This is a genomic window from Arthrobacter sp. ISL-48 (assembly GCF_018613805.1).
Lineage (GTDB): Bacteria > Actinomycetota > Actinomycetes > Actinomycetales > Micrococcaceae > Arthrobacter.
The window spans coordinates 118,673-140,550 of the sequence record NZ_JAGGPL010000013.1 but is presented as its reverse complement, the minus strand read 5'-3'; the positions used below and the strand labels follow the sequence as shown (position 1 = coordinate 140,550).

The following is a 21,878-nucleotide window of genomic DNA, read 5'->3' as shown; positions in this document are numbered from 1 at the left end:
ACACCGCTCGTCCTGCCCGAGCAGGATTAGGCGGGACGTCCCCCTAATACCAGTGCGGGGGAGTCAAACACAGAGGAGTGTTCATGACCGCGAGCGGTACTTGGCTAAGAATGGCGGCGAGCATTGCGACCTTCTGCATTGCCTCGACGCTGGTGATCGTTCCTGCACAACAGGCACAGGCGGTGACCACCGAGGACCAAGCTGCAGTGCAGGCGGCCGCCAGCGCCCTCCTGGTCACCAACATTGCCGACGTGCGTGGAAACCTGACGCTGCCCACCACCGGGGCGCAGGGCACCGCAATTGCCTGGGCTTCCGAAGACAGCTCGGTGGTCGACCCGACCGGCCTCGTTCACCGCCCCGCTAACGGCCAGCCGAATGACCAGGTGACATTGACCGCCACGATCACCAGGAACGACGCCGTCACCACAAAGGCGTTCAGCGCCGTCGTTCCGGCCCTCCCGGAGACGCCGAAGTTGGAGGCGTACATGTTTCCCTACTTCACCGGCGACTCGCTTGTCGGTGAGAATATTTACTTCGGCGCCAGCAACGGCAACGATGCGCGCAACTGGCTGACCCTCAACGGCGGCCAGCCGGTGAAGACCTCCACGATGGGCACCAAAGGCCTCCGCGACCCCTTCATTGTCCGCTCCCCGGAGGGTGACAAGTTCTACATGATCGCCACCGACCTTTCGATCGGCAGCGGCACCACCTGGGACGCATCGCAGCGCCAAGGCAGCCAATATATGGAGATCTGGGAGTCCACGAACCTGGTCAACTGGTCCGAGCAGCGCCACGTCAAGGTATCCCCGGACAATGCTGGCAACACGTGGGCACCTGAGGCCTACTACGACACCACACTGGGGCAATATGTTGTCTTCTGGGCATCCAAGCTCTACAACACGGCGGACCACAGCGACAGCCAGCCCAACCAGATGCTGTATGCGACCACCCGCGACTTCGTGACCTTCAGTCCGGCCAAGGTGTGGCAGAACACCGGCCAGTCCAGGATAGACAGCACTGTGATCGCGGAGAACGGCACCTACTACCGTTTCACCAAGGACGAGGCCCAAGCCAGCGGCTGCCTGGACATCATGCAGGAGCACTCCACCAGCCTCACCGCGGTGACGACCGTCACCTCGGCCACCTCCGACACCTGGAAGCTCGACGCTACCTGCATCGGCAAGAAAGCAGGCACTGCCGCCGTCGAAGGACCGACGGTGTTCAAAGCCAACGACGGCGACGTCAACGGTCCAGGCTATTACTTGTTCGTTGACGAGTTCGGCGGCCGCAAGTACATTCCGTTGTTCTCTCCGAGCCTGCAGAACGCTACCTGGACGGTTCCGACCGGATACTCCCTGCCGTCCCCGGCACCGCGACACGGAACCATCATGCCAATCACTGCCGCCGAGCAGAAGGCGCTGATGGGCGCCTACCTGCCCAAGGCGACATCCGTCGCCGGCGTCAAGGCGGCCACCGTCGTCGGAACCCCCGCAAAACTGCCCAGGACCGCTACGGTGACTTTTGCGGACAGCAGCACCAAGGACCTTGCCGTTGCCTGGAACGCCCCGGTGCCCGCGGACTACTACACCCGGCAGGGCACCGTCACCGTGACCGGCGCCGTGACCGGCACGGACCTGACCGCCACGGCCACCATCTCGGTGATCCCTGCCGGCAGCGACACCCTTGTCCACTATGACTTCTCGAAGGTCACCGGCACGGTGGTGCCGGACTCGTCCCCCTGGGGACGGGACGGTGCTATCAAGGGCACCGGAGCGACGGTCAACGGCGACGTCCTCACCCTCCCCGGAGGAGCGGCCAACAGCACAGCGGGTTACGTGCAGTTGCCAACCGGCACCTTCGACGGCCAGAACACGCTGACCATTTCCGCATGGCTTAAGAACGAGACTGCCTCCGGGAACTACGCCGCAATGTTCTTCGGCGGGGCGGCCTCACCACCCAGCCAGTACTGGTTGCTGAATCCCCGCAACCCGCAGGGCCTCTTCAAATCCGTGATCACCAACGGAAACAGCACCAGCGCGCCGTGGGGGACCGAGGCCGGCATCTCTCCTACCAACGCTGCGCAGGGCGTTGCCGGTCCTGTCACTGACAATTCCTGGGGCCTCTACACCACTGTCATCGAACCCAACCAGGTCACCGGATACTTCAACGGCGCCAAGATCGGCACCGTCGCCACCACCCGCACGGTGAGTGACTTCGGCACCGGCCTGGTGTCCTACATCGGCCGGTCCTCCTATCCCGACGCCTTTTACAAGGGCGGCGTCAAGGACGTCCTCGCCTACAGCACGGCGAAGACTGCCGAACAGATCAAGGACTACTACTTCAGCACCGTGGACCAGGCTATCGTCGACGCCGCTGTCAAGGCTGACGCCGAGGCCATCAACCTCGGTCCGGGTCCGGTGACAGGCAACCTCACGCTGCCAGCCAGCGGCGCCAAGGGGTCAACCATCAGCTGGGCATCTTCGGATCCCGCGGTCATCTCCACCAGCGGCCAGGTCAAGAGACCCGCCGACGCCGACGCCGCGGTCACCCTGACGGCGACCCTCAAGCTCGGCACCACCATCATCAGCCGGGAGTTCCAGATGACAGTTGCCGCCCAGAACCCGGTCGCCGACCTCACCCTTGCCGCCAAGCGCTACGTTCTCCGGCCTACCCTCGTCTCCGGCACCACCCTGCCCATCGCGCAGACCGGACACTCCGCCGCCTTCAGCACAAGCACTGCCGGGGTCTCCGTCACCGGCAACGTGCTGCGCACTACGAGTGCCGTTCCGGTGGCCGCCACAGTCACACTGAAGCTGCGTTCCTCCGATAGCTCGGTCGACGCCGAAGTCACCAAGGACTTCGCCGTCACGGTCCTGCCGGAACAGCGGGCCCGGTACATTTTGAGCTACGAGCGTGCAGTGGTGGACACGGCCACCTACAGCGGAAAGCTCGCCTACAGCATGCACCTGGGCCTTGGCACCTCAACCAGCGCCTTCACGGCCCTGAATGACAACTACGGGATCCTGTTCCCGAAGGCACAACCCACCGCAGCCCTGGACATCGTGAACACCCGCACCCTGCGGAACCCATACGTCTTCGAGCTGGGCACGGGCGGGTACGGCGTCGTCGCCACCCGGGCGCTCGAGAACGGAGCAGATGATTCCTCTGCCACCAGCTCCCTCTTGTACTTCACCACCCCGGACCTGAAGACCTATACCGAGGTGGGCCTGGTTGACCTCGGCGTCACCAACGGAGTCAACAAGCCGAAGGCAGTGTGGGACTCCGCGGCATCGGCCTATCGGGTGGCCTGGACCGCCGACGACGGCACGGCCTACCACACCTCATTCGGCAGCCTCAGTGTCCCCGGCAGCCGCGGTGACCTGGGAACAGGAGCCGTGACGTTCGATGACCCGGCGGTGACTACCGGCATCGCGGGCGCCGCGCCGTCCAACGTTCTCCCGGTTACCGATACGGTGGCAACGGAACTCGGCAAGAGGTACGGGAGGGTCACCAACACCGCCGTTTCGGTCCCGAACCAGGAGGTTGAACGGAACGCCCAGATCGACCTCAGCGGCCTCGCAGCGGGGCTGGACTACTCCGATGGCTCGAAGGCTTCGCTTCCGGTGGACTGGAAAGCCGAGGACGTGGCAGCCGTCAACACTGCCGTGCCCGGCCAATACACTGTCCGCGGCACCGTGCGGCAGCGGGCCTACTCGGCTCCGTTTATCGGAGCCGAGGCTGATCCGGCCATCCTCAGGTGGAAGGACAGCTACCTCTTCATCGCCACCGACGACGCCAACGTCATCAACGCGAAGAACATGTACCTGCGCAAGGCCAGCACCATCGAGGGGCTGAAGACGGCGGCCAACCACTCCGTTGCCACCACCGGCGGCAGCGCGAACATCGCCGGCTGCTTCTGGGCCCCCGAACTGCACGAGGTGGCCGGGGAACTCTACATCTTCTTTGCACCATGCATCGGACAGGCCAGCTGGAACAAGGTGCAGGCACACGTCCAGAAGCTCAGGACCGGTGGCGACCCCACGGTCGCCGCTGACTGGGAGCCGGCGAAGCAGGTCCTGAAGGCAGACGGTTCGCCGCTGCAACGCGACGCCAGCCACCCCGGCATCAGCCTGGACATGACCTACTTTGAAGACGGCGGCAAGTCCTACGTCGCCTGGTCCCAGCGCTACATCGGCAGCCAGACCGGTGATGCCGAGATCTGGGTCGCCACGGTCAGCCCCACCGACCCGACCCGGCTGTCCAGCGAGCCAAAGAAGCTGGTGACCTCGGAGTACGGCTGGGATACGAACACCACCAACGTGGCCGAAGGCCCCTTCGTCATCAAGCGCGACGGCAAAGTTTTCCTCACTTACTCGGGCTCGAACGTGGACACCACGTACGCCCTCGGCCTGCTCACCGCCTCCTCGGAAGTGGACCTGACCGATCAGTCCAACTGGACCAAAGGCAACTCGCCCATCCTTAAGAGCGATGCTGCGATCGCCCAGCTGGGGCCGGGCCACAACAGCTTCACCACCGACGAGGACGGCAACCTGGTGCTGGTCTACCACGCGAAGTCGACTAACACCTCGCTCCGGGATACATACCTGCGGCGCGTGCACTGGGCAGACGGCGGAAGGCCGGTTCTGGACATGAGCACCGCAGAGGAAGTGGCACCGGACAAAGCCGCGGTGAGCATCACAGTTACGGTGTCCTCGACAGGTGCAGCAGTAGCCCCCGCCTCCCCGGCTGCACCTTCAGTAACCGTGGACGGCACCGCCGTGACCGTTTCCTGGGTGAAACCGGGCGACGGCGGATCGCCAATTTCCGGGTACAGCGTGACCCTTTATCGGGCAGACGGCTCCGTGTACAGGACCGCCCAGGCCGACGCCTCCGTAACGTCCAGCCGCTTCACCGGGCTGGAGGCCGGCAGCTACCGGGCAGCCGTGGTGGCCACCAACGCTGTTGGCGATTCCTCGGCGTCGGCAACGTCGGCGCCGGTGGTTGTGGGTGCGCAGTTGTTGGCCCGCTATGACTTTTCTTCGGTCGTTGGCACGTCGGTGGTGGATGCCTCGGGGAATGGGAAGACGGCGACGATCGTGGGTTCGGGGGCGACGGTTTCGGGTAAGGAGCTGACGCTTCCGGGTGGTTCCTCCACGAGCGGGGCGGCGTACGTGAAGCTGCCTGCCGGCATGTTTGATGTCCAGAACACGTTGACGATCTCCACATGGTTGAAGAACGGCACCGGTTCGGGGAACTACGCCGCGATGTTCTTCGGTTCGGCAGCGTCGCCACCCGGACAGTACTGGCTGCTGAATCCGCGGAACCCGCAGGGTCTGTTCAAGTCGGTAATCACCGACGGGTTGAACGCATCGGCGCCGTGGGGGACCGAGGCCGGCATCTCGCCAACGACTACGTCCCGGGGTATCCCGGGTCCGGCGACGGGCACCGACTGGGCGCTTTACACCACGGTGATCACGCCGGGTTCGATCACGGGGTATTACAACGGCACCAAGATCGGCACGGTGGCCACCACCCGTAAGGTGAGTGACTTCGGCACCGGCCTGGTGGGCTATATCGGCCGGTCCTCCTATCCGGATAATTTCTACAGGGGCGGGGTGCGGGACGTGTCGGTGTTCAGCACCGCGTTCTCGGATGCGGATGTCCTGAACGCTTATTACAGCGGTTCCGGTGATCCGGCGGTGGCAAAGGCAGCACTGGACGCTGACACGGCCGCGTTGAACCTGGGCCCGGACACCATCGCGGCGGATCTGACGCTCCCGGCGGCGGGGGCGAAGGGTTCGAAGATCACCTGGTCCAGTTCGGATCCGGCGCACCTGGACGCGAACGGCAAGGTCACCAGGCCTGCCGCCGAGGACGCCACGGTCACCCTGACCGCGGCCCTTGAGCTCGCAGGTCAGTCCACCACCCGAACCTTCACGTTCACCGTCGTGGCGAACACTCCCCAGAAGGATTTGAAACTGGTGGCGGATGCCTTCAACCCGGCGATTCGCGTGGTGACTGAGAACATCATCCTGCCGGCCGCCGTCGGAAACGTTGCCATATCCTGGGAGTCCTCCAACGCACAGGTGCTGGATGGCACCGGCAAGGTCACCAGGCCGGCAGTAGAAACACCAGTTACCCTGACGGCGACCTTCGCCGCCAACGGCCTGACCGAGGTCCGCACCTACACCGTCAAGGTGTTGGCGGCCGACGGCGGGCGGATCGGCGCCTACATTCAGTCGGGAGACACCGCCCGCACTGATGCCCTTCATCTTGCCGGTTCACAGGATATTGCCGGAGCGCCGGACAGCATCAACTACGCTGCCCTTAACAACGGCCGTCCCGTCCTGTATCCGACCTTGGGCACCGCGAAGTTCGGTTCACCGGTATTGTTCCGGAAGGTGGACGGCTCCTTCGGCCTTGTTGCGACCGTTGACAGCAACTCGGCGTCAATCTATGTCTACGACTCGGCGGACCTGGTGACGTTCACCGGGGAGAGGCTTGTCCCGTTCAACAGTCGGAACATGGCAGCTGCTTCGGTGGCGGTGAAGTACGACAACAGCGTCGCGGCCTACCGATTGACTTTCGTGTCCCTGGGCGACGGCAAGACCTACCAGGTCACCACGAAGGACTTCACGACCTTCAGCGATCCGGTTGAGGTTCCGGCGGTGCCAGTGTCCGGCCCAGGTACGTTCCCCTCCGGTGCCCTGCAGGCGTCGTCGATCGCCTTGACCAAGGCCGAGTATGACCGGGCCAACGCCAAGTACAGCCGTCTCGTCAACACCGGCGTGGCCCCGTTCGGCCAGGTGACCATGGACGGCGATGGGCAGCTCGCGCTGCCGACGACGTCAACGGTCCAGTACAGCAACGGCTCGACCACAACGATGGGCGTGCAGTGGAACCCCACGGATGTTGCGGCGGCCAAGGCCGGCAAGCCGGGCACCTACACCGTCAACGGCACGGTGCAGCAGCCCACCTACCCGGAGAAGCTGGTTGCACAGCGGGCCGATCCGGACGTTGTCCTCGGGGATGACGGGTATTACTACTTCACGGCCTCCTACCCGATGGTCGGCAGCGGAGACCCCGAGGGCTACGACCGCGTAACCCTGCGCCGGGCAACAACCATCGCGGGGCTGGGCAGTGCACCCGAAGTCACCATCTGGGACGAGAACACCTCGGCGCTCAACCGGTATGTCTGGGCACCGGAACTGCACAAGGTCGGCGACAGCTGGTATGTGTTCTTCACCGCCAGTATTGACAGCAGTGTGTGGAGCATCAGGCCTATGGTGCTGAAGCTGGACGGCACAGACCTCATGGACCGGAGCAAGTGGCGTGAACTTGGCCGGATGAAGCCCGCCGCCGGTGACACCGAGGCCTTCAAGGGCTTCTCACTGGACATGACGTACTTCGAGAATGCCGGCAAGCACTATGTGGTGTGGGCCGAAAATCCTGGTCCCTCCATGCTCCGCATGGCCACCATCGACCCCGCTGATCCGTCCCAGCTGACCAGCAAGTCGATCCTGCTGTCCACGCCGACCATGGCGTGGGAGAAGAACCAGGGGCTGTCGATTAACGAGGGCCCGGCCGTCATCAAGAAGGACGGAAAGGTGTTCATCACCTTCTCGGCTGCAACCGTGGACGCGGCCTACTGCATCGGCTTGCTCTCGGCTTCCGACAACGGCGACTTGATGAATCCGGCGTCGTGGACCAAGAATCCGTACCCAATCCTGCAGACCGCGGACGTTCCCGGCCAGGCGGGCCCAGGCCACAACTCCTTTACCGTCGACGAGTACGGAAACCCTGTCATCGTCTTCCACTCGCGGACTGTCGGAGAGGTTTCCGGGCCCGGCGACAAGGGCGACGGCGGCCTGTTCGATCCGGGCCGGCACGCGCGGGCTGCAACGGTGCACTTCGGATTCGACGGCCAGCCTGTCCTGAACATGACCGCGGCCGAAGAACTCGCCGACCAGTACAAGAACGTGCAGGTGAAGGTTGTGGTGCCCGATTCGGCTGCTCCAGTGCTGACCGCAGGTCTGGATCCTGTCGACGCCACTGGCGATAACGGCTGGTACACGGGAAACGTGTCCCTGGTGGCATCGGCTGCCGACGATTCGGCTGTGACCATTGAATACAGGGTCGACGGCGGTGCCTGGCTGCCGTATTCGGCGGCCGTCGGACTCGGCGAGGGAACATCCACGGTTGAGGTCCGGGCGACGGACGAAGCCGGAAACCAGTCAGCCATCAGCACATTGGATGTACGGCGTGATGCGACGGCGCCGCAGGTGTCGGCGTCGTTCGATGACCAAGGCGGGAAGTCACTGGGCCCTGTTGAAGTAACACTGTCCGGCAGCGACGCGGACGGCGGCTCGGGACTGGGCACGTTGACGTACTCGCTCGATGATGGTCCCTGGACCACGTACTCGGGGGTGATCTCAGTCTCCGGGCCGGGCACGCACACCCTCAACTACCGTGCTGCCGATGCTGCGGGTAACACCTCGGAGGAGACCGCGACGATTACAATCGCGGCGCCTGATACCACCGCCCCGGTGTTGACCGTGACTGTTTCTCCTGACACGCCGGATGGTTCCAACGGCTGGTGGAAGTCGGCTGTGACTGTGACGGCCGCTGCTACGGATGACAGCGGAGTGGTGCCGTTGATCGAGGCGAGCCGGGACGGCGGCGTCACGTGGGATGTGTTCGTGCCCTTGCAGTTGAGCGATGGCAGCCCTGCCGTGAAGGTCCGTTCGGTGGACGCGGCGGGCAATGTGTCCGCCGTCATAGACCGGGACATCAAGATCGATTCTGTAGTTCCGTCGGCGTCGGCCGTCGTAGACACCGCTGCCCGACGGGTTAGGCTGACCGGTGCCGACGCTGATCCCGGCTCCGGCGTGGCCAGCCTGGAGTACCGGACAGGCGGCGCTGGTGCGTGGACGTCGTCGGCGGCTGCGAGCACGGACGTGATGGTGGGTGCAGATGCTGCCACCGTGGAGTATCGCGCGACGGACACCGCGGGGAACGTGAGCACTGCGCAGTCTGTCATGGTGCCGGCGGAAGCGGCTCCCAAGGCCGCCGTGACTCTCACCTCGGAGGCACAGCCGTCAGCGGAGGGATGGTACGCCAAGGATGTAGGGGTGACGATCACCGCCCCGGCGGGGACGGCGGCGCAGTACCGCCTCGACGGCGGCGCGTGGAAGCCTGCGGCGCAGCCGTTCACTGTCTCGGCGAACGGTCCGCATGCGGTGGACCACCGGTTGCTGAAGAGCAACGTGGTGCTGGCAGGGTCGGCCGGCAGCGTGGCGGTGAAGATCGACAAGATCGTCCCGATGACGGCGGCACTAACCTCGCCGGAGTCACGTACAGGGACTCCGCGAAACCCGGTGACCGTGGTGTTCTCGGCCCAGGATTCCTTGTCAGGTGTCGCCAGGATCGAATACCGGCTCAACCTGGGCGCTTGGACCACGATCGCCGCAGGGGCTCCGGTGACAATCCGCACCACCGGTGACTATCTGGTCAGTTACCGCTCCTTCGACGAGGCCGGGAACGCGGACAAGGTCCGCACCACCAGCGTGAAGATCACGCCGGACGTGCCCCCTTCGGTGAAGTCCAGCGCGGACAGGGTAAAGCCTGGTGCTTCCCTGACCTTCACGGTGGCTGGCTTCAACCGCTGGGACCGGGTTGTCCTGACAGCTGGAACCACCATGCTCGGCACCGTGTTCACCGATGTGAAGGGCGCCGCACAGGCTACCCTGCTGATCCCCGCGGCCACCCCGTCGGGGCCACTGACCATCACGGCGACGGGCAGCGACGGGGAACCTGCAGCCACAGTCAGCGTCACCGTCAAGAAGTGAGCCATGAAGTGAGCTGACAAGAAGTGAGCCATGAAGTGAGCTGACCGAAAAGGCACAGCGAAGGCAAAGGGGTATGCGGCCGGACCGCATACCCCTTTCGGGTTTCCAGCTGTGCATGCTGTTCCCTTCGCTGCGAGGATACGGGGTGCATTTGATGTGCAGGCCCATCCTTGCATTCGCCGGCCGCGGTACCGTACTTCCATGCCGAATATTCGCGAAGGAACCGCACAAGACACACCCGGCCTTGCCAGGCTCAGGGCGAAGTGGGCCGCAGAGCAAGACCCTGCTCTCACGGAAGATCCGGATTTCGAGCGAACCTACCTGCAATGGGCACAGACCAACCCCCGGAAGCACTTTGTGGCCGAGCTTGACGGGAAATTGATCGGCATGCTCAACCTCATGATTTTCGAGCGGATGCCCAAGCCGGGCAAGGCCTCCACGCACTGGGTTTACGTGGGAAATGTCTATGTGCTTCCGGCATTCCGGAATGCCGGCTTAGGGGGCGAGCTCATGCAGGCGTCGATTCGGTTCTCCGAAGCCATCGGAGCGGCGCGGATGGTGCTTTCTCCTTCTGTCCAAGCACGGAGCTTCTACAAACGATTGGGCTTTGAGCCGGCACAAGAACTGAATGTTCTCCATCTCCAAGGGTAACTGCAGGGCCTGGCCGTAGATAAGGCACAGTCACAGTGGAGCGGTCATGGCCCGATTATTGGCCCACGCGTCCATCGATGCACTCGCGCAGGAGATCAGCGTGCCCGCAATGACGGGCGTACTCTTCAATCCTGTGCACCATCAATTCCCGGATGGCGATCCCCTTCTTGCCAACGCGCTCGCCCAGTTCAGGGTGCTGGGCCAGTGCGGCATCGGTGGCGGCCTGCTCACGTGCCAGACTCGCGTACGCAGCATCCACCTCTGCCTGTTCAGCCACCGCTCCATCGAAGTCCGCGTCGCGTTGGCCGTAAAGCTTCGGACGCTGATCGTCGTCGCCGATCCAGTTGTGCCAGTCCCGCTCCACCTCGCCGAGGTGCCGAAGCAGGCCGAGCAGCGACATGGTGGAGGGTGGAACCGATCGGCGGGCCATTTGCCCGGCATCCAGGCCCTCACACTTCATCAGCAGAGTGAGGCGGTAGTTCGTCAGGTAGTCCTGCAGGGTCGCGAGCTCACCGTCCGGACTGACTCCATCGCTCTCCCGGGGGTCATCGTCGGGGTCGACCCACATGTCGGCGTAGATGGTGGCCTGGGTCCATCGTGCTGGTTCTTCAGTCATGGGTTTCATTCTTACCCGCGACGACCGGCCACGTCACCATAAAAGCGCCCGCCGGATTTTCGTAAGACGGTGTCCGCGAACGAGCAGTTGATGCCCTCATTCTGCGGGAAAAGGGGCAACAACTGCTCGTTCGCGCTGGGATCAGGGGCTCAGGAGGCCTTCGCTGACGTTGAGGTCCGATTCGGTTCCGGTCGGCTCCAGGCTGATCATCGGCGACCTCCGCTCAAGGAACCAGAACACCACCAGGCCCAGCCCACAGCCAAGGAACCAGCTGTAGTTGCCGATCCAGGTGGCGTTCACCGAGCTGGCGCCGGTATCGAGCAGGATCTTGGGGATCAGCACCGAGGCGATGGAAATGGCGCCGCTGATTGCCACGGCCTTGACTGCGTTCGGGTTGTAGCCGTTGCGGAACCAGTACCGGCCCGTGTTTTTTAGGGTGTACATGTCATCAACCCACACCTTCTGCTGGCTGATCACGTAGTAGCCGGCGATCAGGATGCCGAACAGGGGCCCGATCAGCGCGCCCAGGACTCCCAGGGTGTAGTGGATGGCGTCGTCGTTCGAGTACCAGTTCCATGGGGTCAGGATGACGGAGCCGACGGCGGCAATCATCCCGCCCGCCCGCCAGCTGATCTTCTGGGGGCTGACATTGGAGAAGTCGAAGGCTGGTGAGATGAAGTTGGCCACGATGTTGATTCCCACGGTGGCGATGACGAAGGTCAGGCCGCCGAGCAGCACGGCGAAGACGGTATCGATTTCCTGGACGGTCTTGACCGGGTCGGTGATGAGGTGGCCGAATACCGGGATGGTGGCAGACGCCGTGATGACCGTCAGCAGTGAGAAAAAGAGGAAGTTCACCGGCAGGCCCAGGAAGTTGCCCTTCTTGACCGCCTTGTAGCTCTTGCCGTACCGTGCGAAGTCGCCGAAATTCAGCATCGGGCCGGAGAAGTAGGAGACCACCAGTGCGATGGCCGAGATCATCACAGGGATGGAGGCCGCGAAGTCCAGGGGCTCACCGCTGGAGAGGTTCAGGCTGATGTTGCCGATGCCTGCTTTGGAGACGAGGTAGATGGCGAGCACCAGCATCACGACGTAGACGGCGGGACCGGCGAAGTCGATGAACTTGCGGATACTTTCCATGCCGTTCCAGAAGAGCGCGGCCTGTGCCACCCAGAGGATTCCATAGCAGATCCAGCCAAGGGTGGAGAGACCCAGGAAGCCGGAGTGTGCGACGTCGTACAGCGGTGCCATGCCGGGGAAGAACTTCAGGAAGACTATTACCAAGGCTTCGGAGGCCAGGAACGTTTGGACGCCATACCAGGCGACAGCGATGAGGCCCCTGATAATGGCGGGTATGTTGGCGCCCTTGACCCCGAATACCGCCCGGTTGATGACGGGGTAAGGGACGCCCGTGAGCTGGCTGGGCTTTGCCACCAGATTGCAAAAGATGTTGACGATGACGATGCCTACCAGCAGGGCAACGAGTACCTGCCAGCTCGCCAGTCCAAGGGCAAACAGACTTCCGGCTGTGACGTATCCACCGATGCTGTGGACATCGGACATCCAGAACGCGAAGAGGTTGTAACTGCTCCAGTGCTGTTTCTTGAGCGGGACGAGATCCTCGTTGCTGAGCTGGGGATCGTAGGCGGCAGAAGGGCCGGCTTGCGGGGGAACGTCTTCCCGAAGGGGAGCGGCCGTCTGGGACTCTGACATGTGTTCCTCTGATTGATCAGGACAGCCGACGGTCCGGCCGTTTCATGAGATCAATTAGATGGAACAGATGTTTCACTGCTGTTTCTGCCGCAACAATTTCTCTTTACGTCATCGCCGGGACGTCGCGCTTGCCCGCCTCACAGCGACTCGATCTCACCCAGAGAGTCGAACATCCCGGCAACCCTCCGGACACGTTCACGGCCACCGCGGCCAAGGAGCGTGAGGACTCCGTTAGCCAGGACGCTGACGAGACTCATCGCCGTCGCATAACTGTCGAGAGCCTGAGGGCCGTCGACAGGGCACTCGATCCAGATGGTGGTATCTGCCGCCAGCCGCCTCGCGCTTGAGTCTGCGATGAGGATGGTTGCCGCTCCGGTGGACGCCGCCGTCTTGAGGACCCTGTGGAACTCCGCGGGCCTTCGGCGGAAGCCAAAAAGGACCACGGCGTCGCCCTTGCCCAGGCCCGCCAGCTCCTCGCCAAGGCTTTGTCCAGGTTGCGGGGCCAGGTTTACGTGGTTGCGGCATTGAAGCAGTTGTTGCCGCAAGTGCAGTGCAACGGGGAAACTGTTGCGGTATCCGATGAGGAGGACTCTGTCGGCATCGGCAATTCGTTCAGTCGCCGCCGCCAGCCGGGGATCATCAAGAAGCTCGAAGAGGCGCCGGATGTTTTCCATCTCCCGGTCCATGTGGCTCGCGAGGCTGGCGTCAATGCTCTGTGAACCAAGCGGCATCCCGCTGGAACGTATGTTGCGTGTGTGCTCCTTGACCTCGTTGAAATCGGCAAAGCCAAGCCTTCGGAACAGGCGGCTCATGGTGGCTTTGGAAACACCGCTGAGGCTGGCGAGTTCCGCCGCGTTGTAGGTAGCGAGGTCGCCCAGTCGGTCCAGGAGAGTGTCGGCAGCCTTCTGCTCCTGAGGGCTCAGTTCCGGGTAGTGCTGTCCGATTCGTTCGTCGATCCTCATGAAACTACCGTCTCACGGTGCAAGGCAACGTCAACCCCTGGGGTCCGCGCACACAATCCATCCGGGGCATACTTCTCAGAGAAAGCCTTCAAACCCTGATCGCCGGTACGCAGGAAAAGGAACCATGAGAATTCTCGTTGCCAATGTCAACACCACCCGGTCCATGACCGACTCCATCGCTGCCCAGGCACGGCAGGTGGCAGCCGCAGAAACGGAAATCATCGGACTCACGCCCCGGTTCGGCGCCGATTCCTGCGAAGGAAATTTCGAAAGTTATCTCGCGGCCATCGGCGTGATGGACACGGTCCTGTCCTACGAGGAGCCGTACGACGCCGTGATCCAGGCCGGCTACGGCGAACACGGCCGCGAAGGCCTGCAGGAACTCCTCGACGTTCCGGTCGTCGACATCACCGAGGCCGCTGCCAGCACTGCGATGTTCCTGGGCCACAAGTATTCCGTGGTGACCACCTTGGACCGGACCGTGCCGCTAATAGAAGACCGGTTGAAGCTTGCCGGACTCGATGCGCGCTGCGCGTCTGTCCGCGCCAGCGGGCTGGCAGTGCTTGAGCTGGAAGAGGACCCGGACCGGGCCATCGAGGCCATCGTGGAGCAGGCGCTGCTCGCGGTCAGAGAAGACAAGGCGGAAGTCATAGTCCTGGGCTGCGGCGGCATGGCCGGGCTCGACGAGCAGATCCGGCAGCGGGCTTCGGTGCCGGTAGTGGACGGAGTGGCCGCTGCCGTCACCATCGCGGAGTCGCTCGTGCGCATGGGATTGTCCACGTCAAAGGTCCGGACGTACGCCACGCCTCGTTCGAAGACCATCACCGGCTGGCCGTTCCCCGCTTCTGCTCAGGTTAGTCGAGCCAAGTTAGCCGGGCAGAAGGTCACGATGCCGGTGGAGTAGGTGCCGGGGGTTTCATCCGCCGTCGATGTCCTCGACCGCTTGCGACAGTGCAGCGATGGATTCGGGACCACCGTGCCCCTCCCCTTCGACGACGACGAGCGTGCTGCTCTTCCATCGCTGGTGAAGCTTCCACGGGGTGACGACGGGGCCACTGATGTCCCGGCGGCCGTGGATGAGGTAGCCGGGGAGCCCGTCGAGCTCGTGGATCCGTTGCAGGATCTCCTGTCCATTGGTCAGGAACCCATCGTTTGACCAGTAGTGCGTGACGAGGAGCGCGAACGTCATGCGCTCGCGCTCGTCATCGAACATCGCACCAGGCCGCCAGTTCGGGTCCAGGGATATATGCGTGGATTCCCAGCGGTCCCAGGCCAGGGCGGCATGCCGCGCGTCGTCGCGGTCTTCCCCGGCCAGCCGGCGCGCGTAGGCCTCGACCACACGTTCGCCAGGGTTTGTCGAGGCGGCATCTGTGAACTCCTTCCAAGCTTCAGGGAAGACACAGCCCACGCCTTCAGTAATCCACTGGCCTCGTCCCGGCTTGTCGTTGTCACGGCCATCAGGGCGATGCCCAGGACACGGTCACGGTGCCTGAGGGCGTAGGCGAGAGCCAGTGTGCTGCCCCAGGAGACACCAGTGATAATCCACTTTTCAACGCCAAGGTGTTCCCGCACCGCCTCGATGTCGTCAATCAACGCCTGCGTGGTGTTCTGTTGCAAGTTGCCCAGGTCGTCCTGGACTGTTGGAAGGCTTTTGCCGCACCCACGTTGGTCGAGGCCGATGGTCCAGAACCGGGCCGGGTCGTGCCGTTTACGGTAGCCTCCTTTGCCCAGGGATCCACCGGGGCCGCCGTGCAGGTACAGAACTGGAACACCTGAGGGATTTCCCGTCGCCTCCCAGTAGATCTTCCCGTGGGGTACATCTACCCAGCCGTTGCTCGTCTCCGTGCTTTCAGGAATCATCTGCCCAACGATATGGGAAAAGCTGATGAAACCCGCGAGGTCCACGGAAGAGTCAAGGGCGTTTGAAGAAGTCGGCGAGCGCCTCGGTTAGTACTTCTGGTGCTTCCTCAGCCATGTGATGTCCGGAGTCGATGCCCCGGCCCTGGACGTTGGTGGCCCATTCGCGCCAGATGACGAGTGGATCGCCATACAGCTGTTCCAGGTCGTCGCGCAGCGACCAGAGGACGAGGAGCGGAATATTCAACCGGCGGCCTGCTGCCCGGTCTTCTTCTTCGTGGGTGCGGTCAACGGTCAGGCCGGCCCGATAGTCCTCCAGCATGCCGCGCACCACGGAAGGATCCCGGGTAGCGGCCCGCCACTCCTGGAAGTTCTCCCGGCCCATCCGGTGTGGGTCGCCGTGGTACCAGCTGTCCGGATCGGCGTTGATCACTCGTTCCGGAATGTCCGGTTGGGCGAAGAAGAACCAATGCCACCACCGGGTGGCGAAGTCGACGTTGACGCGTTCGAGGTGCTCCACGATCGGAAGGCAGTCAAGCAGTGCCGTCCGGTAAACGAGTTCCGGATGATCCATGGCCAGCCTGAAAGCCGCGTAACTTCCGCGGTCGTGGCCCGCGACAAAGAACTTCTCAATCCCCAATGCCTTCATGAGATTCACGAGGTCCCCGGCCATCGCCCGCTTTGAGGCGGGCACGTGGCCCGGGTCGGGTCCGGGCCCGCGAGATGCGCCGTACCCGCGCAGGTCGGGGACAACCACTTTGTAACCCATTTCTGCCAGTGCCGGCGCCACCCGATGCCACGTTGCACCGGTGCGGGGGTGCCCGTGGAGCAGCAGCACGGCAGGCCCCTCCCCGCCGTGCCGGACATGGACAACCGCCCCATCCAGAGCAAGGTCTTCGACGACGAAACCCGCGAACATTAGTCCATCATTCAGCACACCGTTACTTACCTCAACCCAGAGACTGCTGTCCTCGTTCAGGAGCCACGGCGCCGTCCTGAACATCGATAACATGCAGGTCAAAGCGGACGCGCGCAAATTCAAGAAGCTCGTCGAGTCACGTGGCAGCGAAACAGGAGGCTAGCGCGGAGAAGTGGACGACGCCGGAGCAACAGGAGAGCTTTAGCCGCCGTTGATCAGTCAAGATCAGGCGCGCTGGCGATGATGTAGTCAGCGGCCACTGGTCCCTTCATGGTCAGGTGGTTGTTGCGGGGGCTGATGTGGTGCCCCTTCAGGGCAGTCCACAGGGCATCGGGGGTTTCGGGCTCCACGTTGTTGAGCAGGCACCAGCTCGTGTACAGCCCGTAGAGCTCATCGCCGTCGAGGCCGGATTCGGCATCGCGTTCCTGGTTCACGGATTCCGAGAGGAACTTTTCAAAATCGGTGCTTGTCATGCGGCTCCTTCGGATGGCAGTCATTGGGTCAGGTGTGAAATCGCCCGCACCCTCTTGGGACAATCTACAGGTGGAGGCGCGCTGCGCGGAGGCCGCGGCTACAGCGTGCCTTGGATTTTCCTCCAGCCGCCAGCCCTGTTGTTGGCGATGATCGCCCTGAACATTTCGCCGAGCGCCTGCTCGTTGACGGTCTCGCCGTCGCGGAAGGCAACGGTGCGGGCTGTCTTGTTGTCGTGTCCCGCAGTGATGATGCTGTGCGGATCCGGAACGACGCCGCCGTCGTATAAGAAGACGTTGACGTGATCCTATGCCTTTAGTCGCTGAGGAGCTGCTCGCGGAGAATGTCTGCATGCCCGCAGTGCTGTGCAAGCTCCCGGAGCATGTGAAGGTACACCCAGCGCAGCGGGAGCGGACCGCGGCGGTTGCCATGGACCAGGTCGTCCAGCTGCAAGGAGGATGCGGCGAGGCGGGATGCCTCGCATGCCTCGCTGTGTGCGCGCTGGATGGTTGCGATAGTGTCGTCGTCGTTGAGGATAAACGACTCGTCCGGCGTCGCAGGAATGCCGATCTCGGCGCGGGGCCGGCACGTGATGGCTTCGTCGAACCAGACCTTCTCGACGAACGTCGCGTGCTTCACCAGGCCCAAAAGGGTGGTCCGGGAGGGCACCAATGATCGGCGCACCTGTTCCTCGGTCAGGCCATCCAGACAGGTATTGAGTGCGCTTCGGTGCTCGTCGACGAATGCCTCGAACTGGGCCTGGACTGGCTGATTGATAACTTCTTCGGAGAGCGTTACGGGGAGGAAGGGCATGCCCCAAAGTATTCCAGACTGTCGCCCCGGGCACTCCCAAGGGGCAGGTCAATGCCGGCGGCCATTTATGATGCTGGAATGGGGGAACATCAGAGCAGGCTACTGTCATCCGAGCGCAAACAGATTTACGTCGAAATTGCCATCCACGTACCCATGGAGCGCCTTTGGACATTGAGCCAGGACCCGGATCTGCATCCGCGGTGGGACTTGCGGTTTTCCCGGATCATTCCCACAAGCCGCGACGCCGAGGGGCTTACCCGCTTCCGCTACGAGTTCCTGCTTCCATTCCGCACGATCACCGGGACCGGAATTTCCTTGGGCCACAGGTTTCGGGGCGACGGGCAGGCAACATCGGTCCTCAAGTTCTTCACCTCCGATGCACTTTCACCCATCGGGCCGGGCTCAGGCTATTGGCGGTACATTCCCACGGATCAGGCGATCCGATTTGTCACCGGCTACAACTATGAGCCAGGAATGGGCCGTCTCGGCAAGGTGTTGGACGGCCGGGTGGTCCGGCCGCTGCTGGGCTGGGCAACGGCCATAAGCTTTGACCGGCTGCGGTTGTGGGCAGAATCGGATGTCGACCCCAAGGAATCCCGCAACCGGTGGATTATCGATGCGACGGCCAGGTCGGCTGGCCTCTTGGCCGCGACGCTCGTGATCCGCCAAGGGTTCGACGGCGGTCGTCCGGGTACCGCCGTCGTCCTCGGCGTAGCCGCTGCCACAGCCTCATTGATGATCCCGCGGCACTGGACCGTTCCGCGAGCGGGGCGTTGCCTGCGGCGTGCGCCGGACCGGCTCTCCGCCCGCGCCCCGTCGGCTCTGGCATCCCTTCCGTCGCCCGGAAGAACCGGGGCCCGGGTCCAGTCGTTGGGACAGGAGTAAGCATGGCTTCGATCTTTGCCCGTGCACTGGGGGAGGACTTCCATCGCCTTCACCCCATGCTGCAAAAGCGATTCAATGTCGATACGGAGGCGGGATACGCCTGCGTAGGACGTGGGGTCTTCTCGGAAGTGCGGCGCGGAGCATGGTGGACGGTACCGTTTCTGCGCCTCGGGGCGTACCGCAACATCCTCTTCCCCGACCAGGGAACGAACATTCCATTCTCCATCGAAAACTACCCCTACATTGACGGCTTCGGCCGGCCCACTGTCACTTTCGTCCGGACATTGGAGCTGTCGCCGGTCAAGCAGCGCCGCTTTGATGCCACCATGATTTACAGCGCAGAAAGGCGTGGGATCATCGACTATCTCGGCACCCACCAGCACCTGGCCACCGACCTCATTCTTGAGGTACTGCCTGATAATTCCCTGCATCTTCGATCCACGGGCCAGCGGTTCTATGAAGGCTTCCTGGGTTTCACCTTTCCCTCCGCCCTGACTGGCACGGCAGATCTCTACGAGGCCTTCGACGATGCCCGGGGAGTCTTCACCATCCAGATGCAGGTAAGGAACCCCATCCTCGGATTCCTCTTCGGGTACCGGGGCGAGTTCAAATGTACGTTTCCTGACATGCCAGCGGAAGGAGCTCCACAGCGGCTGAGGCCCGTCCGTGAGGAATGCCGGCAATAGCCTGGCCGACTAAGCCCCTGGGTCCCCTGCCAGGGAAGATAGGCTGAGATATGCGCTACCAGATCCGTCAGGCCACCGCTGAAGATGCTGAGGCCCTCGTCCTCATGCAGACTTTGGCCCACGAGGAGTGCTACGCGCACCTGCTGCCTTCGGAGTTCTTTAGTGCCCGCCGTGCCAGCATCCCCGAGCGGGTCCAAAGACGCCTGCCTTATCTGGACAGCCCGGACCCGCGAATGGTCGCCTTGGACTCGTACAACGAAATTGTTGGATTCGCGGACGCCGGGCCCGGCCGCGACGAAGACCAACCCGCGGGGCTGGAGCTATATTCCATCTACACCCTCAGGCGCACCCACGGCACTGGGCTGGGTGCGGCGCTGCTGAACGCCGCCATAGGAGACTCATCGGCCTACCTCTGGGTGCTCGAGGGTAATCCCCGTGCGCTTGCTTTCTACCGCAAGAGCGGTTTCCGCCCGGACGGCGCACGCAAGCTGCTTCCACCTGGTTGGAACGAGCTACCAGAGTTCCGGATGGTCCGGCCCGCCACGTAGCTGGCCGCTTAACTTTTTGCAGCATTCGGCTTCGGCCACAATGTACGCGCAATTTGCGATCAAGATTCGATCAAAAAAACGCGATTCCGCCCAAAAAAGCCCAAAACTATCACTCGCACCAGTTAGCCGCCAGTAGCATTGCCGATGCCATGGAGTTCCTCTGTGGCGGCTGCCTCGACCTCACGACCACGTGACAGCGGGCCCCTGCAAAAAGACGCGTCATGCATCATCCGAGGATTGCCGTGTCCAGAAAAAGAAGGTTCACCCTACTGATGCTTACATCTCGAATGCACGCTGCCCGGAGGCCTCTCGCTCCGTCAGGATTCGCCCGCGTTATCGCCGGTGGTGCCGCTTTGCTCGCCGGTAGCGCCACTCTTGTCGCGGTTGCGATTGGCGCCCCCGTTCCCGCGTCCGCGGCATCAGGCTCGGCTGCCTGCCTCAATCCTTTGGCGGAGACCCACAACTTCACCGTCGTCGCGGAAGACAATGCTGCCCTCGGATCAACCGGAGCAGGTGGTGAAATTGAGGGAAGCCTGGCGGCAGGTGGAAACGTGAGTTTTGGCCTGTACAACCTCTTGGACAACACCGACGGTAGCGCGCTGCCAACAGTCGGAAGCCCTGCCACCCAGCTCCTGGTTGGAGGAACCGTGGACTACTCAACTGGTCAACGGCTGGACCTGAATGCCGGATTCGGGAAGATCACCGACACAACCGGTCTGGGTGTCACGCCCGATGGCCGGCTCATATCGGATGACGCCAACCGGTACGTAAAATCGCAGCTTGGCGCAGGCCAGAACAGCATTCTGGACTACACAGCAGCTCCCGGGACGTACGTCGAGGCCTTCCCGGCCGACTACTTCGACCGCCTGCGTAGCGTCTCCGCTCAATATGCAGCTCTCGCGGAAGGGGAGGGGACCGCGATGGTGACTACCACTGGTAGTGGCGAGCTCCATATCGCCCTTCAAGCAGGAAAAACGAACGTCTGGAACGTGGGTGCTGCCGAGTTGTCCGCCGCCACGTCGGTCACGTTCGACGAAGTCAAGCCCAGTGCGGCTACTCGACTCGTCATCAATGTGATCCCCGACGGCTCCGCTGACGTTGGAGGATTGCGTTTCAACGGTGATACCGTCGCTGACCGGTATTTCGCCCCCTGGGTTGTCTGGAACTTCCCGGGCTGGCAGGATCTCCGCCTGGTCGGATCGACGGAAATGAGCGGCATGCTGCTTGCCCCCGACGCTGCACTGGTCTATGGCCGGAACAATCCCCTCCGTGGCCAAATCATCTCGGAGAGCATCAACATCACCGGTGCCGGAGAAATCCACCACTGGAGTTACGAAGCGGCGCCTTGCAGGAACCAACCTGAAGTGACGGCTACGCCGTCGGCGACCGCGACGACAGAGGTGACGGCTACGCCGTCGGCGACCGCGACGACGGAGGTTACGGTGATGGCGACCCCGACGACGGAGGTCACGGCTACGCCGTCGGCGACCGCGACGACGGAGGTTACGGTGATGGCGACCCCGACGACGGAGGTGACGGTTACGCCGTCGGCGACTGCGACGACGGAGGTTACGGTTACGCCGTCGGCGACCGCGAGTGCCCCCCTTCCCACCGGCCTGGCTGCTGCGGTGCCGACATCATCAACGAGGGCCGCAGAAGTTGTTTCCGCGCCTCAAGCCACTACCACAACCACACCCGATCAGCTCGCCGAGACGGGCTTCGACCGTACGTGGATCGTGGCGGTGGCTCTGGTTCTCATGTCTGGCGGCGCAGTGGCCATGGGACTGACCCGCATCAGGCGAGCGGCAGGAAACGGGGCACGGCACTAAGCTGAAGGCGCGCTCGGACCTGCGCTCGCTGATCTCAGGTCCATCACGCTGAAACGGAACTCGACCTGACGCTCGGTGTC

The 21,878-nt window shown here is 63.1% G+C and carries 15 protein-coding genes and 1 pseudogene; 8 read left to right on the top strand and 8 right to left on the bottom strand.

Translation table 11 applies throughout. From position 1 onward, the window contains the following. The first annotated feature begins 83 nt into the window (after nucleotides 1-83). Nucleotides 84-9,848: a family 43 glycosylhydrolase gene (locus J7E83_RS13070; protein ID WP_214962734.1), complete on the top strand. Its 9,765-nt coding sequence runs from the start codon at nucleotides 84-86 to the stop codon at nucleotides 9,846-9,848. Nucleotides 9,849-10,049: 201 nt separating this feature from the next. Then, nucleotides 10,050-10,499: a GNAT family N-acetyltransferase gene (locus J7E83_RS13065; RefSeq protein WP_214962732.1), complete on the top strand. Its 450-nt coding sequence runs from the start codon at nucleotides 10,050-10,052 to the stop codon at nucleotides 10,497-10,499. Nucleotides 10,500-10,554: 55 nt separating this feature from the next. On the opposite strand, the gene J7E83_RS13060 is transcribed toward J7E83_RS13065, so the two are convergent. The 3 genes from J7E83_RS13060 to J7E83_RS13050 form a co-directional block, all read right to left on the bottom strand. After that, nucleotides 10,555-11,115: a DinB family protein gene (locus tag J7E83_RS13060; RefSeq protein ID WP_214962731.1), complete on the bottom strand. Its 561-nt coding sequence runs from the start codon at nucleotides 11,113-11,115 to the stop codon at nucleotides 10,555-10,557. Between the two features lie 141 nt (nucleotides 11,116-11,256). Then, nucleotides 11,257-12,828: an NCS1 family nucleobase:cation symporter-1 gene (locus J7E83_RS13055; protein WP_214962730.1), complete on the bottom strand. Its 1,572-nt coding sequence runs from the start codon at nucleotides 12,826-12,828 to the stop codon at nucleotides 11,257-11,259. A 137-nt stretch (nucleotides 12,829-12,965) separates the two neighbouring features. Beyond that, entirely contained in the window at nucleotides 12,966-13,790 is an 825-nt protein-coding gene (locus J7E83_RS13050) for a MurR/RpiR family transcriptional regulator (RefSeq protein WP_214962729.1), read from the bottom strand. 124 nt (nucleotides 13,791-13,914) lie between these two features. Here J7E83_RS13050 and J7E83_RS13045 point away from each other — a divergent pair, with 124 nt between their 5' ends. Further along, a complete protein-coding gene (locus J7E83_RS13045; RefSeq protein WP_214962728.1) occupies nucleotides 13,915-14,694 on the top strand; it encodes an aspartate/glutamate racemase family protein in 780 nt (259 codons plus the stop codon). A gap of 12 nt (nucleotides 14,695-14,706) precedes the next feature. On the opposite strand, the gene J7E83_RS21530 is transcribed toward J7E83_RS13045, so the two are convergent. The 4 genes and pseudogenes from J7E83_RS21530 to J7E83_RS13030 all read right to left on the bottom strand — a co-directional run bounded on the left by J7E83_RS21530 (nucleotide 14,707) and on the right by J7E83_RS13030 (nucleotide 17,039). Then, the gene (locus J7E83_RS21530; protein ID WP_311379683.1) at nucleotides 14,707-15,198 is read right to left on the bottom strand and encodes a hypothetical protein; all 492 of its coding nucleotides are present in this window, start codon (nucleotides 15,196-15,198) and stop codon (nucleotides 14,707-14,709) included. 17 nt (nucleotides 15,199-15,215) lie between these two features. After that, a pseudogene (locus J7E83_RS21525) lies at nucleotides 15,216-15,650 on the bottom strand (alpha/beta fold hydrolase); the annotation flags it as partial. Between the two features lie 52 nt (nucleotides 15,651-15,702). Next, entirely contained in the window at nucleotides 15,703-16,659 is a 957-nt protein-coding gene (locus J7E83_RS13035) for an alpha/beta fold hydrolase (protein ID WP_251043835.1), read from the bottom strand. A 122-nt stretch (nucleotides 16,660-16,781) separates the two neighbouring features. Then, complete coding sequence (locus tag J7E83_RS13030; RefSeq protein WP_214962727.1) at nucleotides 16,782-17,039, bottom strand: hypothetical protein; 258 nt, start codon at nucleotides 17,037-17,039, stop codon at nucleotides 16,782-16,784. Nucleotides 17,040-17,149: 110 nt separating this feature from the next. Here J7E83_RS13030 and J7E83_RS13025 point away from each other — a divergent pair, with 110 nt between their 5' ends. Then, nucleotides 17,150-17,326, top strand: a complete 177-nt coding sequence (locus tag J7E83_RS13025) for a hypothetical protein (RefSeq protein WP_214962726.1) — start codon at nucleotides 17,150-17,152, stop codon at nucleotides 17,324-17,326. A 26-nt stretch (nucleotides 17,327-17,352) separates the two neighbouring features. On the opposite strand, the gene J7E83_RS13020 is transcribed toward J7E83_RS13025, so the two are convergent. After that, nucleotides 17,353-17,850, bottom strand: a complete 498-nt coding sequence (locus J7E83_RS13020; protein ID WP_214962724.1) for a DinB family protein — start codon at nucleotides 17,848-17,850, stop codon at nucleotides 17,353-17,355. 78 nt (nucleotides 17,851-17,928) lie between these two features. On the opposite strand from J7E83_RS13020, the gene J7E83_RS13015 reads away from it, so the two are divergent. The 4 genes from J7E83_RS13015 to J7E83_RS13000 all read left to right on the top strand — a co-directional run bounded on the left by J7E83_RS13015 (nucleotide 17,929) and on the right by J7E83_RS13000 (nucleotide 21,798). Beyond that, nucleotides 17,929-18,735: an SRPBCC family protein gene (locus J7E83_RS13015; RefSeq protein WP_214962722.1), complete on the top strand. Its 807-nt coding sequence runs from the start codon at nucleotides 17,929-17,931 to the stop codon at nucleotides 18,733-18,735. Nucleotides 18,736-18,737: 2 nt separating this feature from the next. Next, nucleotides 18,738-19,421 (top strand): DUF4166 domain-containing protein, encoded by a 684-nt coding sequence (locus J7E83_RS13010; RefSeq protein ID WP_214962720.1) that lies wholly within the window; start codon nucleotides 18,738-18,740, stop codon nucleotides 19,419-19,421. A gap of 50 nt (nucleotides 19,422-19,471) precedes the next feature. Further along, nucleotides 19,472-19,969, top strand: a complete 498-nt coding sequence (locus J7E83_RS13005) for a GNAT family N-acetyltransferase (RefSeq protein ID WP_214962717.1) — start codon at nucleotides 19,472-19,474, stop codon at nucleotides 19,967-19,969. Nucleotides 19,970-20,241: 272 nt separating this feature from the next. Then, complete coding sequence (locus tag J7E83_RS13000) at nucleotides 20,242-21,798, top strand: collagen-binding domain-containing protein (RefSeq protein ID WP_214962715.1); 1,557 nt, start codon at nucleotides 20,242-20,244, stop codon at nucleotides 21,796-21,798. Nucleotides 21,799-21,878 lie beyond the last annotated feature (80 nt).